The sequence below is a fragment of the Pseudomonas sp. PS02302 genome (assembly GCF_029959585.1).
In the GTDB taxonomy this organism is placed as follows: domain Bacteria; phylum Pseudomonadota; class Gammaproteobacteria; order Pseudomonadales; family Pseudomonadaceae; genus Chryseomonas; species Chryseomonas aestiva.
Genome location: NZ_JASCON010000031.1, coordinates 25,296 through 47,195, shown reverse-complemented (window position 1 = coordinate 47,195; position 21,900 = coordinate 25,296). Strand labels below are relative to the sequence as shown.

At 66.7% G+C, this 21,900-nt stretch carries 15 protein-coding genes and 3 pseudogenes; 17 read left to right on the top strand and 1 reads right to left on the bottom strand.

Going from position 1 to position 21,900, the window contains the following annotated elements; genetic code table 11:
- Positions 1 to 388: 388 nt before the first annotated feature.
- The 14 genes and pseudogenes from QMX82_RS26015 to QMX82_RS12510 form a co-directional block, all read left to right on the top strand.
- Positions 389 to 997, top strand: a pseudogene (locus QMX82_RS26015) (methyl-accepting chemotaxis protein); the annotation flags it as partial.
- 11 nt (positions 998 to 1,008) lie between these two features.
- On the top strand, positions 1,009 to 1,380 hold the full coding sequence (locus QMX82_RS12570) for a response regulator (RefSeq protein ID WP_133859381.1): 372 nt from the start codon (positions 1,009 to 1,011) through the stop codon (positions 1,378 to 1,380).
- A 20-nt stretch (positions 1,381 to 1,400) separates the two neighbouring features.
- Positions 1,401 to 1,706, top strand: coding sequence for an STAS domain-containing protein (locus QMX82_RS12565; protein WP_058792877.1), 306 nt, complete (start codon positions 1,401 to 1,403; stop codon positions 1,704 to 1,706).
- On the top strand, positions 1,703 to 3,874 hold the full coding sequence (locus QMX82_RS12560; protein ID WP_282283945.1) for a chemotaxis protein CheA: 2,172 nt from the start codon (positions 1,703 to 1,705) through the stop codon (positions 3,872 to 3,874). Before QMX82_RS12565 ends, QMX82_RS12560 begins: the two co-directional genes overlap by 4 nt.
- Positions 3,875 to 3,918: 44 nt before the next feature.
- Positions 3,919 to 6,354: a methyl-accepting chemotaxis protein gene (locus QMX82_RS26010; protein WP_442969387.1), complete on the top strand. Its 2,436-nt coding sequence runs from the start codon at positions 3,919 to 3,921 to the stop codon at positions 6,352 to 6,354.
- A 47-nt stretch (positions 6,355 to 6,401) separates the two neighbouring features.
- A pseudogene (locus QMX82_RS26005) lies at positions 6,402 to 7,385 on the top strand (MCP four helix bundle domain-containing protein); the annotation flags it as partial.
- Positions 7,386 to 7,571: 186 nt separating this feature from the next.
- Positions 7,572 to 8,576: pseudogene (locus tag QMX82_RS26000) on the top strand (methyl-accepting chemotaxis protein); the annotation flags it as partial.
- A 7-nt stretch (positions 8,577 to 8,583) separates the two neighbouring features.
- On the top strand, positions 8,584 to 9,087 hold the full coding sequence (locus tag QMX82_RS12540; RefSeq protein WP_133859377.1) for a chemotaxis protein CheW: 504 nt from the start codon (positions 8,584 to 8,586) through the stop codon (positions 9,085 to 9,087).
- A gap of 83 nt (positions 9,088 to 9,170) precedes the next feature.
- Positions 9,171 to 10,826, top strand: coding sequence for a methyl-accepting chemotaxis protein (locus QMX82_RS12535; RefSeq protein ID WP_282283940.1), 1,656 nt, complete (start codon positions 9,171 to 9,173; stop codon positions 10,824 to 10,826).
- Positions 10,826 to 11,296 carry a chemotaxis protein CheW gene (locus QMX82_RS12530; protein ID WP_183630429.1) on the top strand — a complete coding sequence of 157 codons (471 nt, stop codon included), beginning with the start codon at positions 10,826 to 10,828 and terminating at the stop codon, positions 11,294 to 11,296. The genes QMX82_RS12535 and QMX82_RS12530 overlap by 1 nt, the downstream gene beginning before the upstream one ends.
- A 10-nt stretch (positions 11,297 to 11,306) precedes the next feature.
- A complete protein-coding gene (locus QMX82_RS12525; protein ID WP_133859374.1) occupies positions 11,307 to 12,110 on the top strand; it encodes a CheR family methyltransferase in 804 nt (267 codons plus the stop codon).
- Between the two features lie 2 nt (positions 12,111 to 12,112).
- Entirely contained in the window at positions 12,113 to 12,622 is a 510-nt protein-coding gene (locus tag QMX82_RS12520; protein ID WP_133859373.1) for a chemotaxis protein CheD, read from the top strand.
- Complete coding sequence (locus QMX82_RS12515) at positions 12,619 to 13,689, top strand: protein-glutamate methylesterase/protein-glutamine glutaminase (protein ID WP_282283934.1); 1,071 nt, start codon at positions 12,619 to 12,621, stop codon at positions 13,687 to 13,689. Before QMX82_RS12520 ends, QMX82_RS12515 begins: the two co-directional genes overlap by 4 nt.
- Before the next feature lie 53 nt (positions 13,690 to 13,742).
- Positions 13,743 to 14,318 carry a DUF1349 domain-containing protein gene (locus tag QMX82_RS12510; protein WP_282283932.1) on the top strand — a complete coding sequence of 192 codons (576 nt, stop codon included), beginning with the start codon at positions 13,743 to 13,745 and terminating at the stop codon, positions 14,316 to 14,318.
- 16 nt (positions 14,319 to 14,334) lie between these two features.
- On the opposite strand, the gene QMX82_RS12505 is transcribed toward QMX82_RS12510, so the two are convergent.
- Positions 14,335 to 14,805 (bottom strand): MaoC family dehydratase, encoded by a 471-nt coding sequence (locus QMX82_RS12505; RefSeq protein WP_208694795.1) that lies wholly within the window; start codon positions 14,803 to 14,805, stop codon positions 14,335 to 14,337.
- A gap of 259 nt (positions 14,806 to 15,064) precedes the next feature.
- On the opposite strand from QMX82_RS12505, the gene QMX82_RS12500 reads away from it, so the two are divergent.
- The 3 genes from QMX82_RS12500 (at position 15,065) to hrpA (ending at position 21,845) form a co-directional block, all read left to right on the top strand.
- Complete coding sequence (locus QMX82_RS12500; protein WP_133859369.1) at positions 15,065 to 16,744, top strand: long-chain fatty acid--CoA ligase; 1,680 nt, start codon at positions 15,065 to 15,067, stop codon at positions 16,742 to 16,744.
- A 152-nt stretch (positions 16,745 to 16,896) separates the two neighbouring features.
- Positions 16,897 to 17,676, top strand: coding sequence for an SGNH/GDSL hydrolase family protein (locus tag QMX82_RS12495; RefSeq protein ID WP_133859368.1), 780 nt, complete (start codon positions 16,897 to 16,899; stop codon positions 17,674 to 17,676).
- A 143-nt stretch (positions 17,677 to 17,819) separates the two neighbouring features.
- Positions 17,820 to 21,845, top strand: a complete 4,026-nt coding sequence (gene hrpA / locus QMX82_RS12490) for an ATP-dependent RNA helicase HrpA (RefSeq protein WP_282283926.1) — start codon at positions 17,820 to 17,822, stop codon at positions 21,843 to 21,845.
- The last annotated feature ends 55 nt before the right edge of the window (positions 21,846 to 21,900 follow it).

Sequence of the window (21,900 nt, the reverse complement as noted above, 5' to 3'; positions counted from 1 at the left end):
CCAGGCGCGCCAGGCCGAGCGCGCGGCCGAGCAGGCCGTGAGCCAGAGTCCGGCCAGCGGTCGGGACGAAGCCCTCGAAGCCCTCTGCGTGGCGGTGCTGCCGGTGTGGTCCGAGCAGATCGAAGCGGCGCGCGCCCACACCGAGCAGGAAATCGTCAGCCTGACCAGTCGCTTCGCCGAACTGGCCGACCGCATCCACAGCGTCGCCGGCGCCGATCACGGCAGTGGCGATCGCCTGGTCAATCTCATGGCCAGCAGCCAGAACCAGCTCGATGGCATCCTGCACGCGCTGCGCGAAGCGCTGTCGAGCAAGGGCGCGCTGCTGGACGAGGTCAACGGCCTGGCCGGTCTGACCGAACAACTCAAGAGCATGGCCAAGGACGTCGGCGACGTGGCGCGCCAGACCAACCTGCTGGCCCTCAATGCCGCCATCGAAGCCGCCCGTGCCGGCGAAGCCGGGCGCGGTTTCGCGGTGGTCGCCGACGAGGTGCGCAAGCTCTCCACCCTGTCCGGCGATACCGGGCAGAAGATCGGCGAAACCGTGGAAACGGTGAACGGCGCCATTGCCCGCACCCTGGAACTGTCGCAGCTCCACGCCGAACGCGACACCGGCACCCTGAACCAGTCCGGCGAGACCATCGAGCAGGTCATCGGCACCTTTGGCGGCACCACCCGTGACGTGGTCGAGCGCAGCGATGCCCTGGCGAACAATGCCGCGGCCGTGGGCGGCGCCATTGCCGAGGTGCTGGTCGCCCTGCAATTCCAGGATCGCGTCAGCCAGATGCTCGGCCACATCCGTGACGACCAGGCGCGTCTCGAACGCCTGGTGATCGACCGTCGCGCCCTGGCCGCCAGCGGTCAGCCGCTGCCGACCCTCGACACCCGCGGCTGGCTCGCCGAGCTGGCCCGCACCTACACCATGGCCGAGCAGGTCGCCGTGCACCACGGCAAGCGACCGGCCGCCGCCGCTGCCGAATCCGATATCACGTTCTTTTAAGGAAAGCTGTCATGAGCAACAAGACCATTCTGATCGTCGACGACTCCATCTCCATCCGCCAGGTGGTGTCCATGACGCTGAAAAGCGCGGGCTATGACGTCATCGAAGGCTGCGATGGGCGCGACGCCCTGACCAAGCTGGACGGTCGCAAGGTGCACCTGATCATCAGCGACGTGAACATGCCCAACATGGACGGCATCACCTTCGTCACCGCGGCCAAGAAGCTGCCGGCCTACCGGTTCACCCCGGTGATCATGCTCACCACCGAATCCGATGCCGCCAAGAAAGCCGCCGGCCAGGCCGCCGGTGCCAAGGCCTGGATGGTCAAGCCGTTCCAGCCCGCGCAGATGCTGGCGGCGGTTTCCAAGCTGATCATGCCCTGATGGCCCTGGAGGCTGCCCCCATGAACGATGTCGTTCGTACCCGCTTGCCCCTCACCGGGCCGCTGACCATCTACACCGCGGCTGACAGCAAGCCGCTGCTGATGGAGCCCCTGACCGCCGGGGTCACCGTGGCGCTGGAACTGGCCGAGGTCGATGAATTCGACTCCGCCGGTCTGCAGTTGCTGCTGCTGGCCCACCGGGAGGCGCAGCGTCTGGGCGGCAGCCTGGAACTGGTCGACCCCAGCCCCGCCGTCACCGAACTGCTGGAGCTGGCAGGTCTTGCCGACTTCTTTACCGCGGCCGCCGCGGAAGGTGTTGCCGCATGAACATGGACGAGATCCTCAAGACCTTCATCGCCGAGAGCGAAGAATTGCTGCAGCAGATGGAAGCCGCGCTGCTGCAGATCGAGCAGGCGCCGGATGACGTCGAGCTGATCAATGCCATCTTCCGCGCCGCCCACACCATCAAGGGTTCGGCCGGTCTGTTCGGTCTGGACCATGTGGTGGCCTTCACCCATGTCGCCGAAAGCGTGCTCGACCGGATCCGCAGCAACGAGCTGGCCTTCGACGAGACCCTGTCGGCGCTGTTCCTGGAGGTCTGCGACCACCTCAACGGCCTGATCGCCCGGGTGTCGTCCGGCAGCGAGCCCGAGGCCGACTTCCAGGCCGCCGGCGCCGTGCTGGTGCAGCGCCTGGAGCACTATCTGCAGCCGAGCGCCAAGGCGGCCCAGCCGGTCGCGGCCGCCCGTACCCTGGCGGCACCGGTCGATGGCGTCGCCGCTGGCCACTGGCACCTGTCGCTGCGCTTCGGTCCGGACATGCTGCGCAACGGCATGGATCCGCTGGCCTTCGTGCGCTACCTCAACAGCTTTGGCCGCATCGTCAACATCGTCACCCTGACCGATGCCATCCCGGCCGCGGCGGACATGGATCCCGAGACCTGCTACCTGGGCTTCGAGGTTGCCTTCGACAGCGACGCCGACAAGGCGACCATTGAGGCGGCCTTCGAATTCGTCCGCGAAGACAGCCAGATCCGCATCCTGCCGCCGCACAGCCGCAGCAGCGACTACTGCCAGCTGATCGACGATCTGGCCGAGGAAGACCTGCGCCTGGGCGAGATCCTGGTGCGCTGCGGTACCCTGACTGCCACCGAGCTGGACGAGGTGCTGCGCCGCCAGGCCGATCCGGCCACCCCACGCCAGCCTATCGGCGAAGCCCTGGTGGAAGCTCAGCTGGTCAATCCGCCGGTGGTGGATGCGGCCCTGAACAAGCAGCGCAAGATCAAGGAGCAGCGCGCGCCGGCGGGCGAAGGCCAGCTGATCCGCATCGACGCGACCAAGCTCGACCAGCTGATCGACCTCATCGGCGAGTTGATCATCGCCGGTGCCGGGACCCAGCTGATCGCCCAGCAGAGCGGCCTGGCGGCCCTGGTGGAATCCACCGGGGTGCTGTCGCGCCTGGTGGAAGAGGTGCGGGACACCGCCCTGACCCTGCGCATGGTGCAGATCGGTACCACCTTCAACCGCTTCCAGCGGGTGGTCCGCGACGTCTCCAAGGAGATCGGCAAGGACATCGCCCTGCGCATCAGCGGCGGCGAGACCGAACTGGACAAGACCGTGGTGGAAAAGATCGGCGATCCGCTGACCCACCTGATCCGCAACGCCATGGACCACGGCATCGAATCCGCCGAGCTGCGCCTGGCGCGTGGCAAGCCGGCCCAGGGCACCGTGGGGCTGAACGCCTATCACGAGGCCAGCAGCATCGTCATCCAGGTCACCGACGACGGTGGCGGTCTGTCGCGCGAGCGCATCCTGCGCAAGGCGACCGAGCGCGGCCTGATCGCCGAAGGCCAGGTGCTGGCCGACAAGGACGTGTTCAACCTGATCTTCGAACCGGGTTTCTCCACCGCCGAGCAGATCAGCAACCTGTCCGGTCGCGGCGTCGGCATGGACGTGGTGAAAAAGAACATCACCGCCCTGCGCGGCAGCGTCGACCTCACCAGCGAGGAGGGCCGCGGCACCACGGTGACCATCCGCCTGCCGCTGACCCTGGCGATCATCGACGGCTTCCTCATCGGCGTCGGCAAGGCCACCTACGTGGTGCCCCTGGAAGCGGTGGAGGAGTGCATCGAGCTGACCGAGGCGGCCAGTGTCCAGGCCAACGGCAACGACTACCTCGACCTGCGCGGCGAGGTGCTGCCGGTGCTGCGCCTGCGCCAGCTGTTCACCATCGAGGAAGCCCCGCCGCGGCGGCAGAACGTTGTGGTGGTGCGCTATGCCGGCCAGCGCGCCGGCCTGGTGGTCGATCAGCTGCTCGGCGAATTCCAGACCGTGATCAAGCCGCTCGGTCCGCTGTTCGGCCACAACCGCAGCCTCGGCGGTTTCACCATCCTGGGTACCGGTGCCGTGGCGCTGATCCTCAACGTGCCCGGCCTGATTGGCGAAGCCGCGTCCACCGGCACCGCTGCTGCAGTCCTCGCACCCGTGCTGACCTAACTGAACCGACCCGACTTGACCTGACCGACAAGGATTTAGAGTCCATGACCGTTACCAAACGCATGTCCCTGCTGGTCCTCTCCGCGCTGCTGGGGATCATTCTCCTGGCAGGGCTGGCCTACTACCAATTGCACCAGGTCTTCGAACGGGCCAATTTCGGCAACAACGATACCGTGCCGGCCATCCTGGGCATCGACGCCGTCGACGCCCATTCCGCCGATGTCATCACCAACATCTATCGACATCTCGCCGCCGACGGTGATGCCGCCACCCAGAAGGCCGAAAAGGAACTCAGCGAATCGCAGCGGCTGACCGATGAGGCACTCAAGGCTTACGAGGGGCAGATCTCCGACGACACCGACAAGCGTCTGTGGGAAGACGACAGACAGGCGATCGCCGCGCTCAACCAGCTCGCGGCCAAGGTGATCCCGCTGTCGCGCGCCAGCCAGGATGACGAGGTCAAGCGGCTGCTGGGCGAAAACCAGGAGATCATCACCCATGTGGGTGATGTCCTCGACGCCCATCGCCTCTATAACCAGAAGCTGGGAACCGAGCAGTCCAACCTGGCGGAGGGCACGCTCAATCAGGCCACGCTGCTGTCGGTCGGCATTTCCCTGGCCACCCTGCTGCTGATCGGCCTGCTCGGCTTCTTCATCACCCGCAACCTGCTGCGTCAGCTCGGCGGCGAGCCGGCCGAGGTGGCCAAGGTCGCCAACCGCACCGCCGCGGGCGACCTGCCCGACGATCTGCAGCTGCGCGCCGGCGACGATTCCAGCCTGATGGCCGCCATGCAGCGCATGGTGGTGACCCTGCGCGGTCTGGTGCAGGAGATGAGCACCATGGCCAGCGAGCACGATCGCGGCGAGACCGACAAACGCATCCCGCTGGAGCGCTTCCAGGGCACCTTCCGCAACGTCGCCGAAGGCGTCAACGCCATGGTCGCCGGTCACCTGAGCGATTCGGCCAAGGCCATGGCCTGCGTCAAAAGCTTCGGCGAAGGCGATCTGGCCGCGCCGCTGGAGCGTTTCCCCGGCAAGAAGGCGGTGATCAACGACAACCTCGAGCAGGTGCGCGACAACATCCATTTGCTGGTCGCGGAGATGGTGCAGCTGTCCGCCGCCCATGATCGCGGCGACACCGATGCCCGCATCCCCGTCGAGCGCTTCCAGGGCACCTTCCGCGGCATGGCCGAAGGCGTCAACGCCATGGTCGCCGGTCACCTGAGCGATTCCGCCAAGGCCATGGCCTGCGTCAAGCGCTTCGGCGAAGGCGATCTGTCGGTGGCGCTGGAGCGCTTCCCCGGGCAGAAGGCGGTGATCAACGACAACCTCGAACAGGTCCGCGGCAACATCCAGCGCCTGGTCGAAGACGCCAACCAGTTGAGCCAGGCGGCCATGGCCGGTCGTCTCGATACCCGTGCCGACGCCAGTGCCCACCAGGGTGATTTCCGCCGCATCGTCGCCGGCATCAACGGCACCCTCGACGCCATCGTCGCCCCGGTCAACGAGGCCCTGGTCGTGATGGCCGGGCTTTCCCAGGGTGACCTGAGCCGTACCGTGCGCGGCGACTACCAGGGTCAGCTGCTGGAACTCAAGGAGTCGATCAACGGCACCGTCGGCAAGCTGAACCAGATCATCGGCGACGTGCGCCTGTCGGCCGATGCCCTGGCCAGCGCCTCGGAAGAGATCTCCGCCACCGCCCAGAGCATGAGCCAGGCCAGCACCGAACAGGCAGCCTCGGTCGAGGAGACCAGCGCCAGCGTCGAGCAGATGTCGTCCTCCATCGCCCAGAACACCGAGAACGCCAAGATCACCGACGGCATGGCCGGCAAGGCCGCGCGGGAAGCCGGCGAGGGCGGTCAGGCGGTCGGCGAGACGCTGGTGGCCATGAAGACCATCGCCGACAAGATCGGCATCGTCGACGACATCGCCTACCAGACCAACCTGCTGGCGCTCAACGCCGCCATCGAGGCGGCCCGCGCCGGCGAACACGGCAAGGGTTTCGCCGTGGTGGCCGCCGAGGTGCGCAAGCTGGCCGAACGCAGCCAGGTCGCCGCCCAGGAGATCGGCACCGTGGCCAAGAGCAGCGTGGCCCTCGCCGAGCGCGCCGGCACCCTGCTGGACCAGATGGTGCCGTCCATCAGCAAGACCTCCGACCTGGTGCAGGAAATCGCCGCCGCCAGCGAAGAGCAGAGCAGCGGGGTGAGCCAGATCAACGGCGCGATGCTGCAACTGAGCCAGATCACCCAGCAGAACGCCTCGGCGTCCGAAGAACTGGCTGCCACCGCCGAGGAAATGAGTACTCAGGCCGAGCAGCTGCAACGCCTGATGGGCTTCTTCAATACCGGCGAAGGCCGGGTAGTACAGGACCTGGAGCGGGCGCTGGAGGCTTCGCGGCCCCGCGCCACGCGGGTCCCGGGCAAGGCCCTGCGTACGGGTACCTCGGGCGTGCCTGACGGCTACGTCCCCTTCGAATCCTGATCCCTATCCAACGGCCACCTGCGGGTGGCCTTTTTGAGACCATCGACATGACCGTCATCAAGAAAATGCTGCTCCTGGTGCTGTCCGCGCTATTGGGCATCCTGGTGCTGGCCGGCACCGGGCAATACGAAATCGACCAGGTGTTCCAGGCGGCCAACTACGGCAACGACAACACCGTTCCCAGCCTCAAGGCGCTCGGCGAGGTCAACGACAGCCGCTCCGACTACGTGGTGGGCATCTATCGCCACGTGCTGTCGACCAGCGCTGAAACCATGACTACCGTCGAGCAGGACCTGGCCGCGGCCAAGGAGCGTATCGGCCAGAATCTCGGCAAGTACGAGACGCTGGTTTCGGACGACCGCGACCGTGGGCTGCTGGCCGCCGATCGCGCCGCCTTCACGGCGCTGTTCAGCCTCGGCGACCAGGTCATTGCCCTGTCGCGGCAGAATCGCAACGAAGATGCCCAGGCCCTGATGCGCAGCCGCACCGACGTGATGCTGGCGATCAACAAGGCCCTCGACGAACACGTCAGCTACAACCAGACCCTGGCGCTGCAAGGCGTTCAGGTCGCCCAGAAGACCAAGGTCGAGGCCACCTGGCTGGCCCTGGGCATTGCCCTGGCAACCCTGCTGGCGGTGGCCCTGCTGGGCTTCTTCATCACCCGCAATCTGCTGCGTCAGCTGGGCGGTGAGCCCGCGGCCGTGGCAACCCTGGCCGGGCGCGTGGCCGCCGGCGATCTGCCCGACGACATCAAGCTGCGCGGTGACGACAAGACCAGCCTGATGGCGGCCATGCAGAACATGGTCACCACCCTGCGCGGCCTGATCAGCGAAATGAGCAGCATGTCGGCTGCCCATGACCGCGGCGAAACCGTGGTGCGCATTCCGGCCGAGCGCTTCCAGGGCGCCTATCGCAACATGGCCGAAGGGGTCAACGGCATGGTCGCCGGGCACCTGAGCGATTCCGCCAAGGCCATGGCCTGCGTCAAGAGCTTCGGCGAAGGCGATCTGTCGGTGCAGCTGGAGCGCTTCCCCGGGCAGAAGGCGGTGATCAACGACAACCTCGAACAGGTCCGCGGCAACATCCAGCGCCTGGTCGAAGACGCCAACCAGCTGAGCCAGGCGGCCATGGCCGGTCGCCTGGACACCCGCGCCGATGCCAGTGCCCACCAGGGTGACTTCCGCCGCATCGTCGCCGGGATCAACGGCACCCTCGACGCCATCGTCGCGCCGGTCAACGAAGCCATGGGCGTGATGGCCGGGCTCTCCCAGGGCGACCTGAGCCGCACCGTGCGCGGTGACTACCAGGGTCAGCTGCTGGAGCTCAAGGAATCGATCAACGGCACCGTCGGCAAGCTGAACCAGATCATCGGCGACGTGCGCCTGTCGGCCGATGCCCTGGCCAGCGCCTCGGAAGAGATCTCCGCCACCGCCCAGAGCATGAGCCAGGCCAGCACCGAACAGGCCGCCTCGGTCGAGGAGACCAGCGCCAGCGTCGAGCAGATGTCGGCCTCCATCGCCCAGAACACCGAGAACGCCAAGGTCACCGACGGCATGGCCGGCAAGGCCGCGCGCGAGGCCAACGAAGGCGGCGAAGCGGTGGGTGAGACCCTGGTGGCCATGAAGACCATCGCCGAGAAGATCGGCATCGTCGACGACATCGCCTACCAGACCAACCTGCTGGCGCTCAACGCTGCCATCGAAGCGGCCCGCGCCGGCGAGCATGGGAAAGGTTTCGCCGTGGTGGCCGCCGAGGTGCGCAAGCTGGCCGAACGCAGCCAGGTCGCCGCCCAGGAAATCGGCACCGTGGCCAAGAGCAGCGTGGCCCTGGCCGAGCGCGCCGGGTCACTGCTCGACGAAATGGTACCGTCCATCAGCAAGACCTCCGATCTGGTACAGGAAATCGCCGCTGCGTCCGAAGAACAGAGTAGCGGAGTCACTCAGATCAATAGCGCCATGCTGCAACTCAACCAGATCACCCAACAGAACGCCTCGGCCTCGGAAGAGCTGGCCGCGACCGCCGAAGAAATGAGCGGTCAGGCCGAGCAGCTGCAGCGCCTGATGGGCTTCTTCCACACCGGCGATGGTCGTGCGGTCCAGGACCTGGAGCGTGCCATCGAGCAGACGCGCCCGGCCGTGAGCCGCGCGGCCCAGCCGACCCTGCGGCGTTCCCAGATGGCCGCGGGCGGCCTGCCGGACGGTTACGTCCGCTTCCCGGAGTAATGGCTTCATGACTGCCCTGACCCTTGGCGACATCGCCCATGAACACCTCGGCCATCAGCACCTGACCTTCGTGGTCGACGGTGAGACCTACGCCGTGGATACCCTCGCGGTGCGCGAGATCATCGAGTTCGGCCAGCTGACCCAGGTCCCGCTGATGCCGGCCTGCATTCGCGGGGTGATCAATCTGCGCGGCGCGGTGGTCCCGGTGGTCGATCTGGAGGCCCGCTTCGGCGGCCGACCGACCCGGGTCGGCCCGCGGACCTGCATCGTGATCCTGGAAGTGTGCGCCGACGAAGACACCCAGGTGCTGGGGGTGGTGGTGGATGCGGTCAGCGAGGTGCTGGAAATCGCCGCGGCGGACATCCGTCCGGCGCCGGCCTTTGGCAGTCGCCTGGCGCCGCACTTCATCGCCGGCATGGTCAAGTCCGAAGACGGCTTCCTGACCCTGCTCGACGTGGCCCAGGTCCTCGACGTACAGGAACTGGCGAACCTGGCCCAGGCCGCCAGCTGAAAGACCCCCGCATTGCCATGGGCGACGGTAACCGGCGCCTCTTAAACGAAGCAGTTTTAACCGGCGCCGGAGGCGCTTCCACCATGCTGAACTCACTTCGCGTCTCGACCAAGCTGGCGCTCGGCTTCGGGGCTGCCATCCTCATGCTGCTGCTGGTCATGGGCGTCGCCCTGCTGAACATGGGAACCATGAAGGACTCGGCCGACAACATGTCGAAATTCGGTTTCCCCATGACCGTCCAGGCCAACACCCTGGTGCGCAACACCCTGGACAGCGGGCGCCTGATGCGCAACCTGCTGCTGCTGGACGATGAGCGCGCCCTGGCCAAGACCAAGGAAGACATTGCCAAGGTCCGCTCCGGCAACGCAGAGATCCTCGCCGATCTGCAAAAGAAGATCGTCAGTGAGGAAGGCAAGCAGAAGCTGGCGGCTGCCACGGACGCGCGTCAGCGCCTGCAGGACAAGTACGGCGAATTCTTTCGCCTGCTGGACACCGACCGTGGCCAGGCCCGGGACTATCTGCTGAATGTCTTCGCGCCCAACAACAACGAGCTGGTCGCCGCCCTCGGCGCCCTGAACGACCTGCAGGCCCAGCGCATGCAGGAAGCCGGTGAAGCGGCGACCGACGCCTACGTCGATGCCCGCAACCTGATGCTGGCCATCGGCGCGGTGGCGACCCTGATCGCGGTCCTGCTCGGCTACCTGATCACCCGCAGCCTGATCCGGCAGCTGGGTGGCGAACCGGCCTATGCCGCCGAGGTGGTGCAGCGCGTCGCCCGTGGCGACCTGAGCGTCGAGGTGGCGACCCGCGAAGGCGACACCACCAGCATGCTGGCCTCCGTGCGCACCATGACCACCACCCTGGCGCAGATCATCAGCGACGTGCGCAGCTCGGCCGATGGCCTGGCCAGCGCCTCGGAAGAGGTCTCGGCCACCGCCCAGAGCATGAGCCAGGCCAGCACCGAGCAGGCGGCCTCGGTCGAGGAGACCAGCGCCAGCATCGAACAGATGTCGGCCTCCATCGCCCAGAACACCGAGAACGCCAAGGTCACCGATGGCATGGCCGGCAAGGCCGCGCGGGAAGCGGACGAGGGCGGCCAGGCCGTGCGCGAGACCCTGGTGGCCATGAAGACCATCGCCGAGAAGATCGGCATCGTCGACGACATCGCCTACCAGACCAACCTGCTGGCGCTCAACGCCGCCATCGAAGCCGCCCGCGCCGGCGAGCACGGCAAGGGCTTCGCCGTGGTGGCCGCCGAGGTGCGCAAGCTGGCTGAGCGCAGCCAGGTCGCCGCCCAGGAAATCGGCACCGTGGCCAAGAGCAGCGTGGCCCTGGCCGAGCGCGCCGGATCGCTGCTGGGCGAGATGGTGCCCTCCATCAACAAGACCTCCGACCTGGTGCAGGAAATCACCGCGGCTTCCGAAGAGCAAAGCGCCGGGGTCGAGCAGATCAATGGCGCCATGCTGCAACTGAGCCAGATCACCCAGCAGAACGCCTCGGCGTCCGAAGAGCTGGCCGCCACCGCGGAAGAGATGAGCGGCCAGGCCGAGCAGCTCCAGCAGATGATGGAATACTTCACCCTGAGCGGTTCGCCGGTGGCGCAGCAGGTTGCCCGTCCCGGCGCCAAGCGCTCGGGCCCGAGCCTGGCCGAGCGCACCTCGGCGCTGATCGACTCGCCCCGTCGCGCGCCCCGTGGCAGCGTGCCGGCCGGTTTCGCCCGTTTCGAGGAGCACGCCTGATGCTATTGCGCCAGTTTCTGACCTTTCAGCTCGCCGGTGATCTCTACGGCGTGAACACCGGCTGCGTGCGGGAGATCATCGAGTACGGCGCGGTCACCACGGTGCCCATGCTGCCGCCGGCCATCCGTGGCGTCATAAACCTGCGCGGCGCCGCCGTGCCGGTCATGGACCTCGGTGTGCGCTTTCGCAACGAGGTAACCGAGACCTCCCGCCGCAGCTGCATCGTTGTGCTGGAGATCCAGGTCGACGGTGGCCCCCAGGTGTTCGGCATCGTGGTGGACGCGGTCTGCGAGGTGCTGGAGATCGGCGCCGACGGCATCGAGCCGGCGCCGCGCTTCGGCGCTTCGATCCGCACCGATTTCATCCTCGGCATGGCCAAGCAGGGTGCCGGCTTCGTCATCCTGCTCGACATGGATCGGGTGCTGGGCGCAGACGATCTCGCCCAGCTCGCCGCCATGACGGCTGCCTGAGTCGCGAACCATGGAACTCCCCGCGCTGACCGACAGCGAATTCCGCCAGTTTCGCAGCTTCATCTTCCGGGTCGCCGGCATCAGCATGTCCGATGCCAAGCGCCCGCTGGTGAGCGGTCGCCTGGCCAAGCGCGTGCGCCAGCGCGGCACGCCCAGCTACGACGCCTATTTCCAGCTGATCCAGCGCGACCAGGCGGAATGCCAGATGGCGGTCGATCTGCTGACCACCAACGAAACCTACTTCTTTCGCGAGCCCAAGCACTTCGACTTCCTGCGCGAGCAGGTGCTGCCGAACTGGGAAAGGCGCCAGCCGTTGCGGCTGTGGAGCGGCGCCTGCTCCTCGGGTGAGGAGCCCTATACGCTGGCCATGACCCTGGCCGAAGGACTGGGCGAGCGCCCCTGGGAGATCGTCGCCTCCGACCTCAGCACCCGGGTGCTGGCCAAGGCGCGCAATGCCCAGTATCCGCTCGCCGAAGCCGAAAATATCCCGCCGGCGCTGTTGCGGCGTTACTGCTTCAAGGGCGTAGGCGACAACGACGGTACCTTTCTGGTGGATCCACGCCTGACCGCGCGGATCGCCTTTCGCCAGATCAATCTGAACAATTCTCTGCCGGAGCTGGGCACCTTCGACATCATCTTCCTGCGCAACGTGATGATCTACTTCGACGTGCCCACCAAGCGCCAGGTGGTGGCCCGCCTGGTCCGCCACCTGCGACCCGGGGGCTATTTCTTCGTCAGCCATTCCGAGAGCCTCAACGGGGTAACCGACGCCCTGAAAATGGTCAGTCCTTCCATCTATCAACGTCCGCTCTAGCCATGGCAGCCGCGCCGGAGCTGTTTCTGCGTCCAGGCGAATGGTACTTCGGCCAGGGCGAGGTGCGGATCCGGACCATCCTGGGCTCCTGCGTGTCCTTCGTCTTCTGGCATCCGCGGCGCCGCCTCGGCGGCATGACCCATGCGCTGTTGCCCAGGCGCCAGCGCGCCGCGCCTGGCGCGCCCGCCGACGGTCACTATGTCGACGAATCCCTGCAGTTGCTGCTGGGGGCTATCGCTCGCCACGGCGGTGATCTGCCTGGTTACCAGGTGCACCTCTACGGCGGCGGCAACATGTTTCCCCAGCTCCTGCGCGATCGCGTCCGCAGCATCGGCGACGTCAACGTCGAGGCGGCGCTGGCGCAGCTGGCCCAGGCCGGTATCCACTCGGTGCGGACCCATGTCCGCGGCGCCGGCCATCGCAAACTGTCCCTGGACCTCGTCGACGGCCGGGTGCTCATGCAACAGGTGGAGCTACCCTATGTTCCGCCGCTTACGAGACTTACTCCATGAATAAGATCAAGGTCCTTATCGTCGACGACTCCGCCGTGGTGCGGCAGGTGCTCGCCCAGAGTCTCGCGGAGGATCCGGCCATCGAGGTGCTGGGGGTCGCCGCCGACCCGGTGTTCGCCCAGGACAAGATGCGCAAGCAGTGGCCCGACGTCATCGTGCTGGACGTGGAGATGCCACGCATGGACGGCATCACCTTTCTCAAGAAGATCATGGCCGAGCGCCCGACCCCGGTGGTGATCTGCTCGACCCTGACCGAGAAAGGCGCCGCCACCACCCTGCAGGCCATGGCTGCCGGGGCGGTCAGCATCGTCACCAAGCCCCAGGCCAATCTCAAGCAGTTCCTCAAGGACGCCTCGGACGACCTCACCAGCGCGGTCAAGGCCGCCGCCCGGGCCAATCTCAAGCGCCTGGCGCCCCGTGGCGTGCCGGTGGTGCCGACGCCCAAGCTCAGCGCCGACGCCATCCTGCCGGCCGGCGGCAGCCCGGCCATGGCGCGCACCACCGAGCGCATCGTCGCCCTGGGTACCTCCACTGGCGGGACCCAGGCCCTGGAAGCGGTGCTGACCTCGCTGCCGCGGGTCTGCCCGGGCATCGTCGTGGTCCAGCACATGCCCGAGCGCTTCACCGCCGCCTTCGCCGAGCGCCTGGATCGCCTCTGCGAGCTGGAGGTGCACGAAGCCCGGCATGGCGATCGGGTCCTGCCGGGGCGGGTGCTGATCGCCCCGGGCGGTCGCCACATGCTGCTCAAGCGCAGTGGTGCCCAGTATCAGGTGGACGTGGTCGACGGTCCGCCGGTGAGTCGTCATCGCCCCTCGGTGGACGTGCTGTTCCGCTCGGTGGCGCGGGCCGCCGGCAGCAATGCCCTGGGTATCATCATGACCGGCATGGGCGACGACGGCGCCCGCGGCCTCAAGGAGCTGCGTGACGTCGGCGGCCGTACCCTCGGCCAGGACGAAGACAGCTGCGTGGTCTACGGCATGCCCAAGGAAGCCATGAAGCTCGGCGCGGTGGAGCAGGAAATCGGCCTCGGCCAGATCGCCGCCGCCATTCTCAAAGGTGGGGTCTAGACGAACTTGCGGGGCAGGCGGGACTCCAAGCGCGAGCACGCGAGGAGAGCCCCATGTTCGACATCTGCCATTGGATCAATGAACCCGAGACCTGGCTGGCCGAGCCCGAGCGGCTGCGGGTCATCACCGATCGCCACAGCGACTTCTGGCGTCAGACCCACGACGGCGCCGAGCGCCACAGCGGTCACTTCTTCGGCGCCCGGGTCACCAGTGGCTTCACCGCCCAGCTGCGGGTGGCGGCGCGCTGCAAGAACCAGGGCGACCACGCCGGGCTGATGGTGCGGATCGATGAGCAGCAGTGGCTGCGCGTCGGCATCGGCTACTTCGACGATAGCCCCCAGCTGCTCAGCGTCCTGACCCTGGGACGCTCGGATCTGGCCGTGGGCGCCCCCCTGGGGGAGCGCGAGGAAGTGTGGCTGAGGGTCACCCTGACCCAGGGCACCCTGCGGGTCCAGGCCTCGTTCGACGGTCAGCGTTGGCCGTTGCTGCGCCTGGCCAGCCTGCCAGCGGCCGCGGAATACCGGGTCGGCCCGGTGTGCGGCACCCCGGAGCGGGGCGGCATGGAAGTGGCGTTCAGCGAGTTCAGTCTGCAAGCCCCGCTGCAACGAGGCCTGGCCGATCTGAGTTGAAGCGGGGAAGGGTGGCTCAGCCGACGGTGACGGGGGGCAGTTCCACCTGTTGCACCTGCACCGGCTTGCGCGGCGCGACCACCTTGGCGACGCCGTCGACGACCTTGTCACCGTGCTGGTTGAACACCCGGGTAGCCAGGTTCACGCGAAACTTCGGCAGCTTTTCCAGCACCTCGATTTCCACCGTCAGGGTATCGCCCAGCTTGACCGGCTTTTCGAAGGTCATGGTCTGGTCGACATAGAGGGTACCCGGTCCCGGCAGGTTGCAGGCCACCGCGGCGCTGATCAGGGCGCCACTGAGCATGCCGTGGGCGATGGGCTCGCGAAACAGCGTCTTGGCGGCGAATTCGGCGTCCAGGTGCAGCGGGTTGCAGTCGCCGGAGACGGCGGCGAACAGCAGCACGTCGCGCGCCTCGATAGTGCGGGTCACGGTCACCTTCTGGCCGATTTCGAGGGCTTCATAAGGGATGTTTTCGGTCAGGCTCATGAAGCGCTCCGGCAGCTGTGACAGGGCGGCGGACGCCGCGAAGCCGGGCATTCTACCCAGCCTCGCCGCCGGAGGCTAATCACCTCCCGGAAAAGCCGGCGGAGAGCGTGACCGTAATTGACCATATGGTCATTAGGTGACGTTAAGGGCGGATATTGATGCTGTTGCGGGCTAGGCAAAACTGCTAGGCTCGCAGGGCCGGTTCAGCGCTGATCACGGCACGCCAACGAACAATAACCATAGAGCGGGAGCGGGCTGCATGATGCCGAATTTCTGGAGTGACAAATATCCCGAGGGCATCCAGACAGACATAGACCTGGACCGTTATCGCAACGTCCTGGCGGTATTTCGCGAGGCCTGCCAGACCTACGCCGAGCGCCCGGCGTTCAGCAATCTGGGGCGGACGCTGAGCTACCGCGAACTCTATGAATTGTCCGGCCAGTTCGCCGCCTATCTGCAAAAGCACACCGACCTGCAACCCGGCGATCGCATCGCCGTGCAGATGCCCAACGTGCTGCAGTACCCGGTGGTGGTCTTTGGCGCCATGCGCGCCGGCCTGGTGGTGGTCAACACCAACCCCCTCTATACCGCCCGCGAGATGCAGCACCAGTTCAAGGATTCCGGCGCCCGGGCGCTGGTCTGCCTGGCCAACATGGCGCACCTGGCCGAACAAGTGCTGCCGCAGACCGATATCCGCCACGTCATCATCACCGAGGTTGGTGACCTGCTGCCGACCTTCAAGCGCCTGCTGGTCAACGCCGTGGTCCGCCATGTCAAGAAGATGGTGCCGGCCTATCGCATTCCCCATTCCATCCGCTTCGTCGATGCCATGACCAAGGGCGAGCACGTCGATTTCGTCGACGCCGATCCGGCGGCGGAGGACGTCGCCGTGCTGCAGTACACCGGCGGCACCACCGGCATCGCCAAGGGCGCCATGCTGACCCACCGCAATCTGGTGGCCAACATGCTGCAGTGCCAGGTGCTGATGACCAAGTACCTGGGCGGCGGTGCCCAGGTCATGATCGCGCCGCTGCCGCTCTACCACATCTATGCCTTCACCATTCACTGCATGGCCATGCTGATCCAGGGCAACCACAATGTCCTGATCACCAATCCGCGCGACCTGCCGGCGCTGGTCAAGGAACTCAGGCAGTGGCGCTTCAACGGCTTCGTCGGTCTCAACACCCTGTTCGCCGCCCTGTGCAACAGCGAGGATTTCCGCCAGCTGGATTTCTCCCAGCTCAAGGTGACCTTTTCCGGCGGCATGGCGCTGCAGCAATCCGTGGCCCTGCGCTGGGAAGAGGTCACCGGCTGCGGCATCTGCGAAGGCTACGGCATGACCGAGACCAGTCCGGTGGTGAGCTTCAATCCGCTGGAGCGTCGCCGGCTGGGCACCATCGGCATGCCGGTGCCGGGCACCGACTGCAAGGTGGTGGATGCCGATGGCGTGGCCCAGGGCTTCGACACCCCCGGCGAGTTGTGCGTCAAGGGCCCCCAGGTCATGAAGGGCTACTGGCTGAGACCCGAGGCCACCGCCGAGGTGCTGGATGCCGAGGGCTGGCTGCGTACCGGCGACATCGCCGTGATCGAGCCGGATGGTTACCTGCGCATTGTCGACCGCAAGAAGGACATGATTCTGGTGTCCGGCTTCAACGTCTATCCCAACGAGCTGGAAGAGGTGCTCTCCCAGCTGCCCGGGGTGATGCAGTGCGCGGCCATCGGCATTCCCGACGAGGTGGCGGGGGAGAAGATCAAGGTGTTCGTGGTGCCCAAACCCGGTGCGTCCCTGACCACCGAGCAGGTGCTCAAGCACATGCACGACAACGTCACCGGCTACAAGCGACCCAAGCTGGTGGAATTCCGCGACAGCCTGCCGACCACCAACGTCGGCAAGATCCTGCGTCGCGAACTGCGTGACGCCGAACTCAAGAAGGCGTAACAGGACGCCACTACGTCCCCTGCGCCGCTACCTCTCGTCGACTGGTAGCGGTGCCGCTGGTTTCCAAGCATGGTTTTCGCAAGAGGTTCGGGTATAAACCGCAGGCGGCATTTTGCCGTCATCTCTCCGACCTCTTTCCTTGAGGACACACCATGCGAATTAGCGTACGCCAGGCCTTGCTGGGCCTCTTCCTGCTGGGCTCCAGCGTGCTCGGTCAGGTCCAGGCCGGTGAACCCATCCGCGTCCTGTTCGTGGGCAACAGCTACACCTTCGTCAACGATCTGCCGGCAATGGTCCGTCAAATGTCCGTCGAGGCCGGTCAGTCGCGTCCGCTGGACGTTAAGCATGTGACCTTCAGCGGCGCCAGCCTCGAGGAACACTGGAAGCGCCACGACGTGCAGGACGAGCTGGCCAAGGCCAACTACGACTACGTGGTGATCCAGGATCACAGCATGATGCCGGTGAAGAATCCGGACCTCACCCGTCAGTACGTACGCCTGATCGCCGATCTGGCGCGCAAGGACGGCGCCCAGCCGATCCTCTACCTGACCTGGGCCCGGCAGAACAACCCGACCATGCAGGCGCAGCTGGACAGCGTCTACACCCCCCTGGCCAAGGAGACCGGCGCGCTGCTGGCCCCGGTGGGCCAGGCCTGGCAGAAGGCCCTGGCCGATCAGCCGCAGCCCGGGCTGTTCCTGCCCGACGGCAGCCATCCGTCCTTTACCGGCACCTACCTGACCGCCTCGGTCTTCTATGCGCTGATCTACGGCACCCGTCCGCCGCTGCCGGCCGCCGGCGAAAAGATCAAGTTCGATCACGCCGATCCCGCCGATCTGCAACAGGACGCCTGGAAGGCCCTGCAGTCCCTGGACATGGCCCTGCGCACGCCGCCGGCCAAGCTGAACGTAGCCAGCGTCCAGGCCAAGCGCTAATGCGCTACCGCCCTTGCGCGACCAGGCGTCGCGCAAGGGCAGGCAACCCGGCGGTTTTCCACCCGCCGTTCTTGTAAAGCCCCGCCGCACCCCCCAACTCTTTTACACTTACCGGTCCAAACGACCGCCGTCGAAAGAGTTTCATGACCGATACCCCCGCCGTTGCCCGTCTCACCGCCAACCTGGATCAGGCCTTCAACGCCGATCGCCATCGCCTGCGGCGCCAGCTCCAGGCCCTGCAGAAACAACCCGATGCGGTCCGCGAAGCCCAGTGGCTGGAGCGTTTCCAGGCGTCCTGTGCCAAGGTCGAGGCACGGCGTGCCAGCGTGCCGCGCATCCGTTACGACGACGCCCTGCCGATCGCCGCCAAGCGCGAGGAGATCAAGCGTGCCATCGCCGGCCATCAGGTGGTGGTGATCGCCGGCGAGACCGGTTCGGGGAAGACCACCCAGCTGCCCAAGATCTGTCTGGAACTGGGCAGGGGGGTGCAGGGGCTGATCGGCCACACCCAGCCGCGCCGCCTGGCGGCGCGCAGTGTGGGCGCCCGGGTGGCGGAGGAACTGGGTTCGCCGCTGGGCGAACTGGTGGGCTATCAGGTGCGGTTCGAGGATCAGAGCACCGATGCCACCCTGATCAAGTTGATGACCGACGGCATCCTGCTGGCCGAAACCCAGCACGACCGCTTTCTCGAGCGCTACGACACGATCATCGTCGACGAGGCCCACGAGCGCAGTCTCAACATCGACTTCCTGCTGGGCTTTCTCAAGACCCTGCTGCCGCGTCGCCCCGATCTCAAGCTGATCATCACCTCGGCCACCATCGATCTGGAGCGCTTCTCCCAGCATTTCGACGGCGCGCCCATCGTCGAGGTGTCCGGGCGGACCTATCCCGTCGAGACGTGGTACCGCCCGCTCAGCGCCGAGGTGGATGAAGACGGCGAACGGCTGGTGGACGATCTCTCGGTGGACCAGGGCATCCTCCAGGCGCTGGACGAGATCGAGGCGCATGAGCGCAGTGTCGGTCAGCGCCCCGGCGATGTGCTGGTGTTCCTGCCCGGCGAGCGCGAGATCCGTGACTGCGCCGAGGTCCTGCGCAAGGCCCAGCTGAAATTCACCGAGGTGCTGCCGCTCTATGCGCGGCTGACCCCGGCCGAGCAGCAGAAGATCTTCCAGCCGCGCCCCGGGCGTAAGATCGTGCTGGCCACCAACGTTGCCGAGACCTCGCTGACCGTGCCGGGCATCCGCTACGTGATCGACAGCGGTACCGCGCGCATCAGTCGCTACAGCTACCGCGCCAAGGTCCAGCGACTGCCCATCGAAGCCATCTCCCAGGCCAGCGCCAACCAGCGCAAGGGTCGTTGCGGCCGGGTCGAGCCGGGCATCTGCATCCGCCTCTTCAGCGAAGAGGACTTCCTCGGTCGTCCGACCTTCACCGATCCGGAAATCCTGCGCACCAACCTGGCGGCGGTGATCCTGCAGATGCTGCATCTGCGTTTGGGTCGCATCGAAGATTTCCCCTTCATAGAGCCGCCGGATGGCAAGGCGATCAAGGACGGCTTCACCCTGTTGCAGGAACTCTCGGCGGTTGATGTCGAAGGCCGCCTGCTGCCCCTGGGTCGGCAACTGGCGCGCCTGCCCGTCGATCCGCGGCTGGGGCGCATGCTGCTGGAGGCGACCGAGCAGGGCAGTCTCGCCGAGGTGCTGATCGTCACCAGCGCGCTGTCGGTACAGGACCCGCGCGAGCGCCCGGCCGATCGCCAGACCCAGGCCGATCAGGCCCACGCCCAGTGGAAGGACCCGGATTCGGACTTCGCCGCCCTGGTCAATCTCTGGCACGGCTTCGAAGAGCAGCGCCAGGCGCTGGGTTCCAATGCCCTACGCAGCTGGTGCCGCAAGCACTTCCTCAATTACCTGCGGCTGCGCGAATGGCGCGATGCCCATCGCCAGCTGACCCTGTTGTGCCGCGAACTGGGCCTGCAGGTACGCAAAGCCGACAGTCCCGCGCCGGCCACCGCGGAGGGCACCCACAAACCCGCGCCGACCACCGACAAGCACGTCAATGCCAAGGCCCAGCAACAGGCCGAAGCCGGCGAGGCGGCGGTACGCGCCCGCGGTTACGCGGCGCTGCACAAGGCCATTCTGGCCGGTCTGCTCAGCCAGATCGGTCAGAAGAGCGAGGACGGCGACTACCTGGGCGCGCGCCAGCGGCGCTTCTGGATCCATCCCAGCAGCGTCATCGGCCGCAAGAAACCCACCTGGATCATGGCCGCGGAGCTGGTGGAGACCACCAAGCTGTTCGCCCGCATGGTGGCCAAGATCGAACCGGACTGGATCGAGCCGGTGGCGGGCCATCTGGTCAAGAAGACCCACCTCGAACCTCACTGGGAGAAGAAGCGTGGCCAGGTGGTGGCCTATGAGCAGGTCACCCTCTATGGCCTGATCGTGGTCGGTCGTCGCCCAGTGCATTTCGGCCCCGTAGATCCGCCCGCTGCCCGCGAGTTGTTCATCCGCGAGGGCCTGGTGCGCGGCGAGATCAACAGCCGCGCCAAGTGCCTGGCCGCCAATCGGGCGCTGCTGGAGCGGCTGGACGAACTGGAAGCCAAGGCCCGCCGCCGCGACATCCTCGCTGACGAGGAAACGCTGTTCGACTACTATGCCGCGCGGCTGCCGGCGGACGTCTACCAGACCGCCACCTTCGACAGCTGGTATCGCCGCGAAAGCGCCAAGCAGCCTGATCTGCTGATCATGCGCGAGGAAGATGTCCTTGCCCGCGAAGCCAGCGAGGTCACCGCTGCCCAGTATCCGGACACCCTGCGCCTGGGCGAGCTGATTCTGCCGCTGTCCTACGAATTCGACCCGACCCATCCGCGTGACGGCGTCACCCTGCGGGTGCCGGCGCCGCTGTTGCCGCAGTTGCCGCCCCAGCGCCTCGACTGGCTGGTGCCAGGGTTACTCTATGACCGCTGCGTGGCCCTGGTGCGCAACCTGCCCAAGGCCCTGCGCAAGAACTTCGTTCCGGTACCGGATTTCGTTCGCGCGGCGCTGGACAAGATCCCCTTCGGCGAGGGCTCGCTGCACGAGGCCCTGGGACGCGAATTGCAGCGCATGACCGGTGCCCGCATCCCCGACGAAGCCTGGCCGGAGGCCGAAGCCGGCCTGGATCCGCACCTGCGCATGAATCTCGAGGTGGTCGATGCCCAGGGCAAGCCGCTGGGCGAGGGCCGCGATCTGGCCGAGGTAACGGCGCGCTTCGCCCAGGAAAGCCAGGCAGCCCTGGCGCTGCCGACGCAGAAGCGTCAGGAGCAACGCCCGGTGGAGGCCAAGGCCTTCGCCGAGGTGGCGGCCAAGACTCAGCAGCAGGTGGCCGGCCTTTCCATGACGGTCTATCCGGCGCTGGTGGACGAGCAGGGCACGGTGCGCGAAGGCCGCTTCGCCACCCAGGCCGAAGCCCGCTACCAGCACCGCCGCGCCCTGCAGCGACTGCTGCTGCAGCAACTGGCGGAACAGGCCAAGTTCCTGCGCGGCAAGTTGCCCGGGCTCACCGAACTGGGCTTGCTGCACCGCGAACTGGGCCGGCCGGAGGCGCTGGTGGAAGACATCCTGCTGGCCAGTCTGGACGCCACCATCCTCGCCGACGCCGCCGAGCTGCCCCGCGCTGGCGCCGGTCTGGCCTCGCTGGCCGAGCGGCGCAAGGCGGGCTGGACCGAGCAGGCGGAACGCATCGCGCGCCTGACCCTGGAGATCCTCAATCTCTGGCATGGCCTGCGGAAGAAATTCAAGGGGCGCATCGACCTGGCTCAGGCAGTGGCCCTCAACGACATCAAGGCGCAGCTGGGTAGCCTGGTCTATCCCGGGTTCGTCCGCGATACGCCGCTGGAATGGCTCAAGGAGTATCCACGCTACCTGAAGGCCATCGAGCAGCGCTTCGACAAGCTCGGCAGCCAGGTGCAGCGCGATCGTGTCTGGAGCGGCGAATTGGCCGGGCTCTGGGAGCAGTACCGCGCCCGCGCCGCCAAGCACGGCCAGGAAGGCAAGCGCGACGCCAATCTGGAACTCTATCGCTGGATGCTGGAAGAGTATCGGGTGTCACTCTGGGCCCAGCAGCTGGGCACGCGGATGCCGGTGTCGGACAAGCGGCTGAACAAGCAGTGGAGCCAGGTGGAGGCCTAGCGGTCATCCATCGGAGGTGCCGCTGAAAAGAGGTTCGAGCAACCGGCCGTAAACC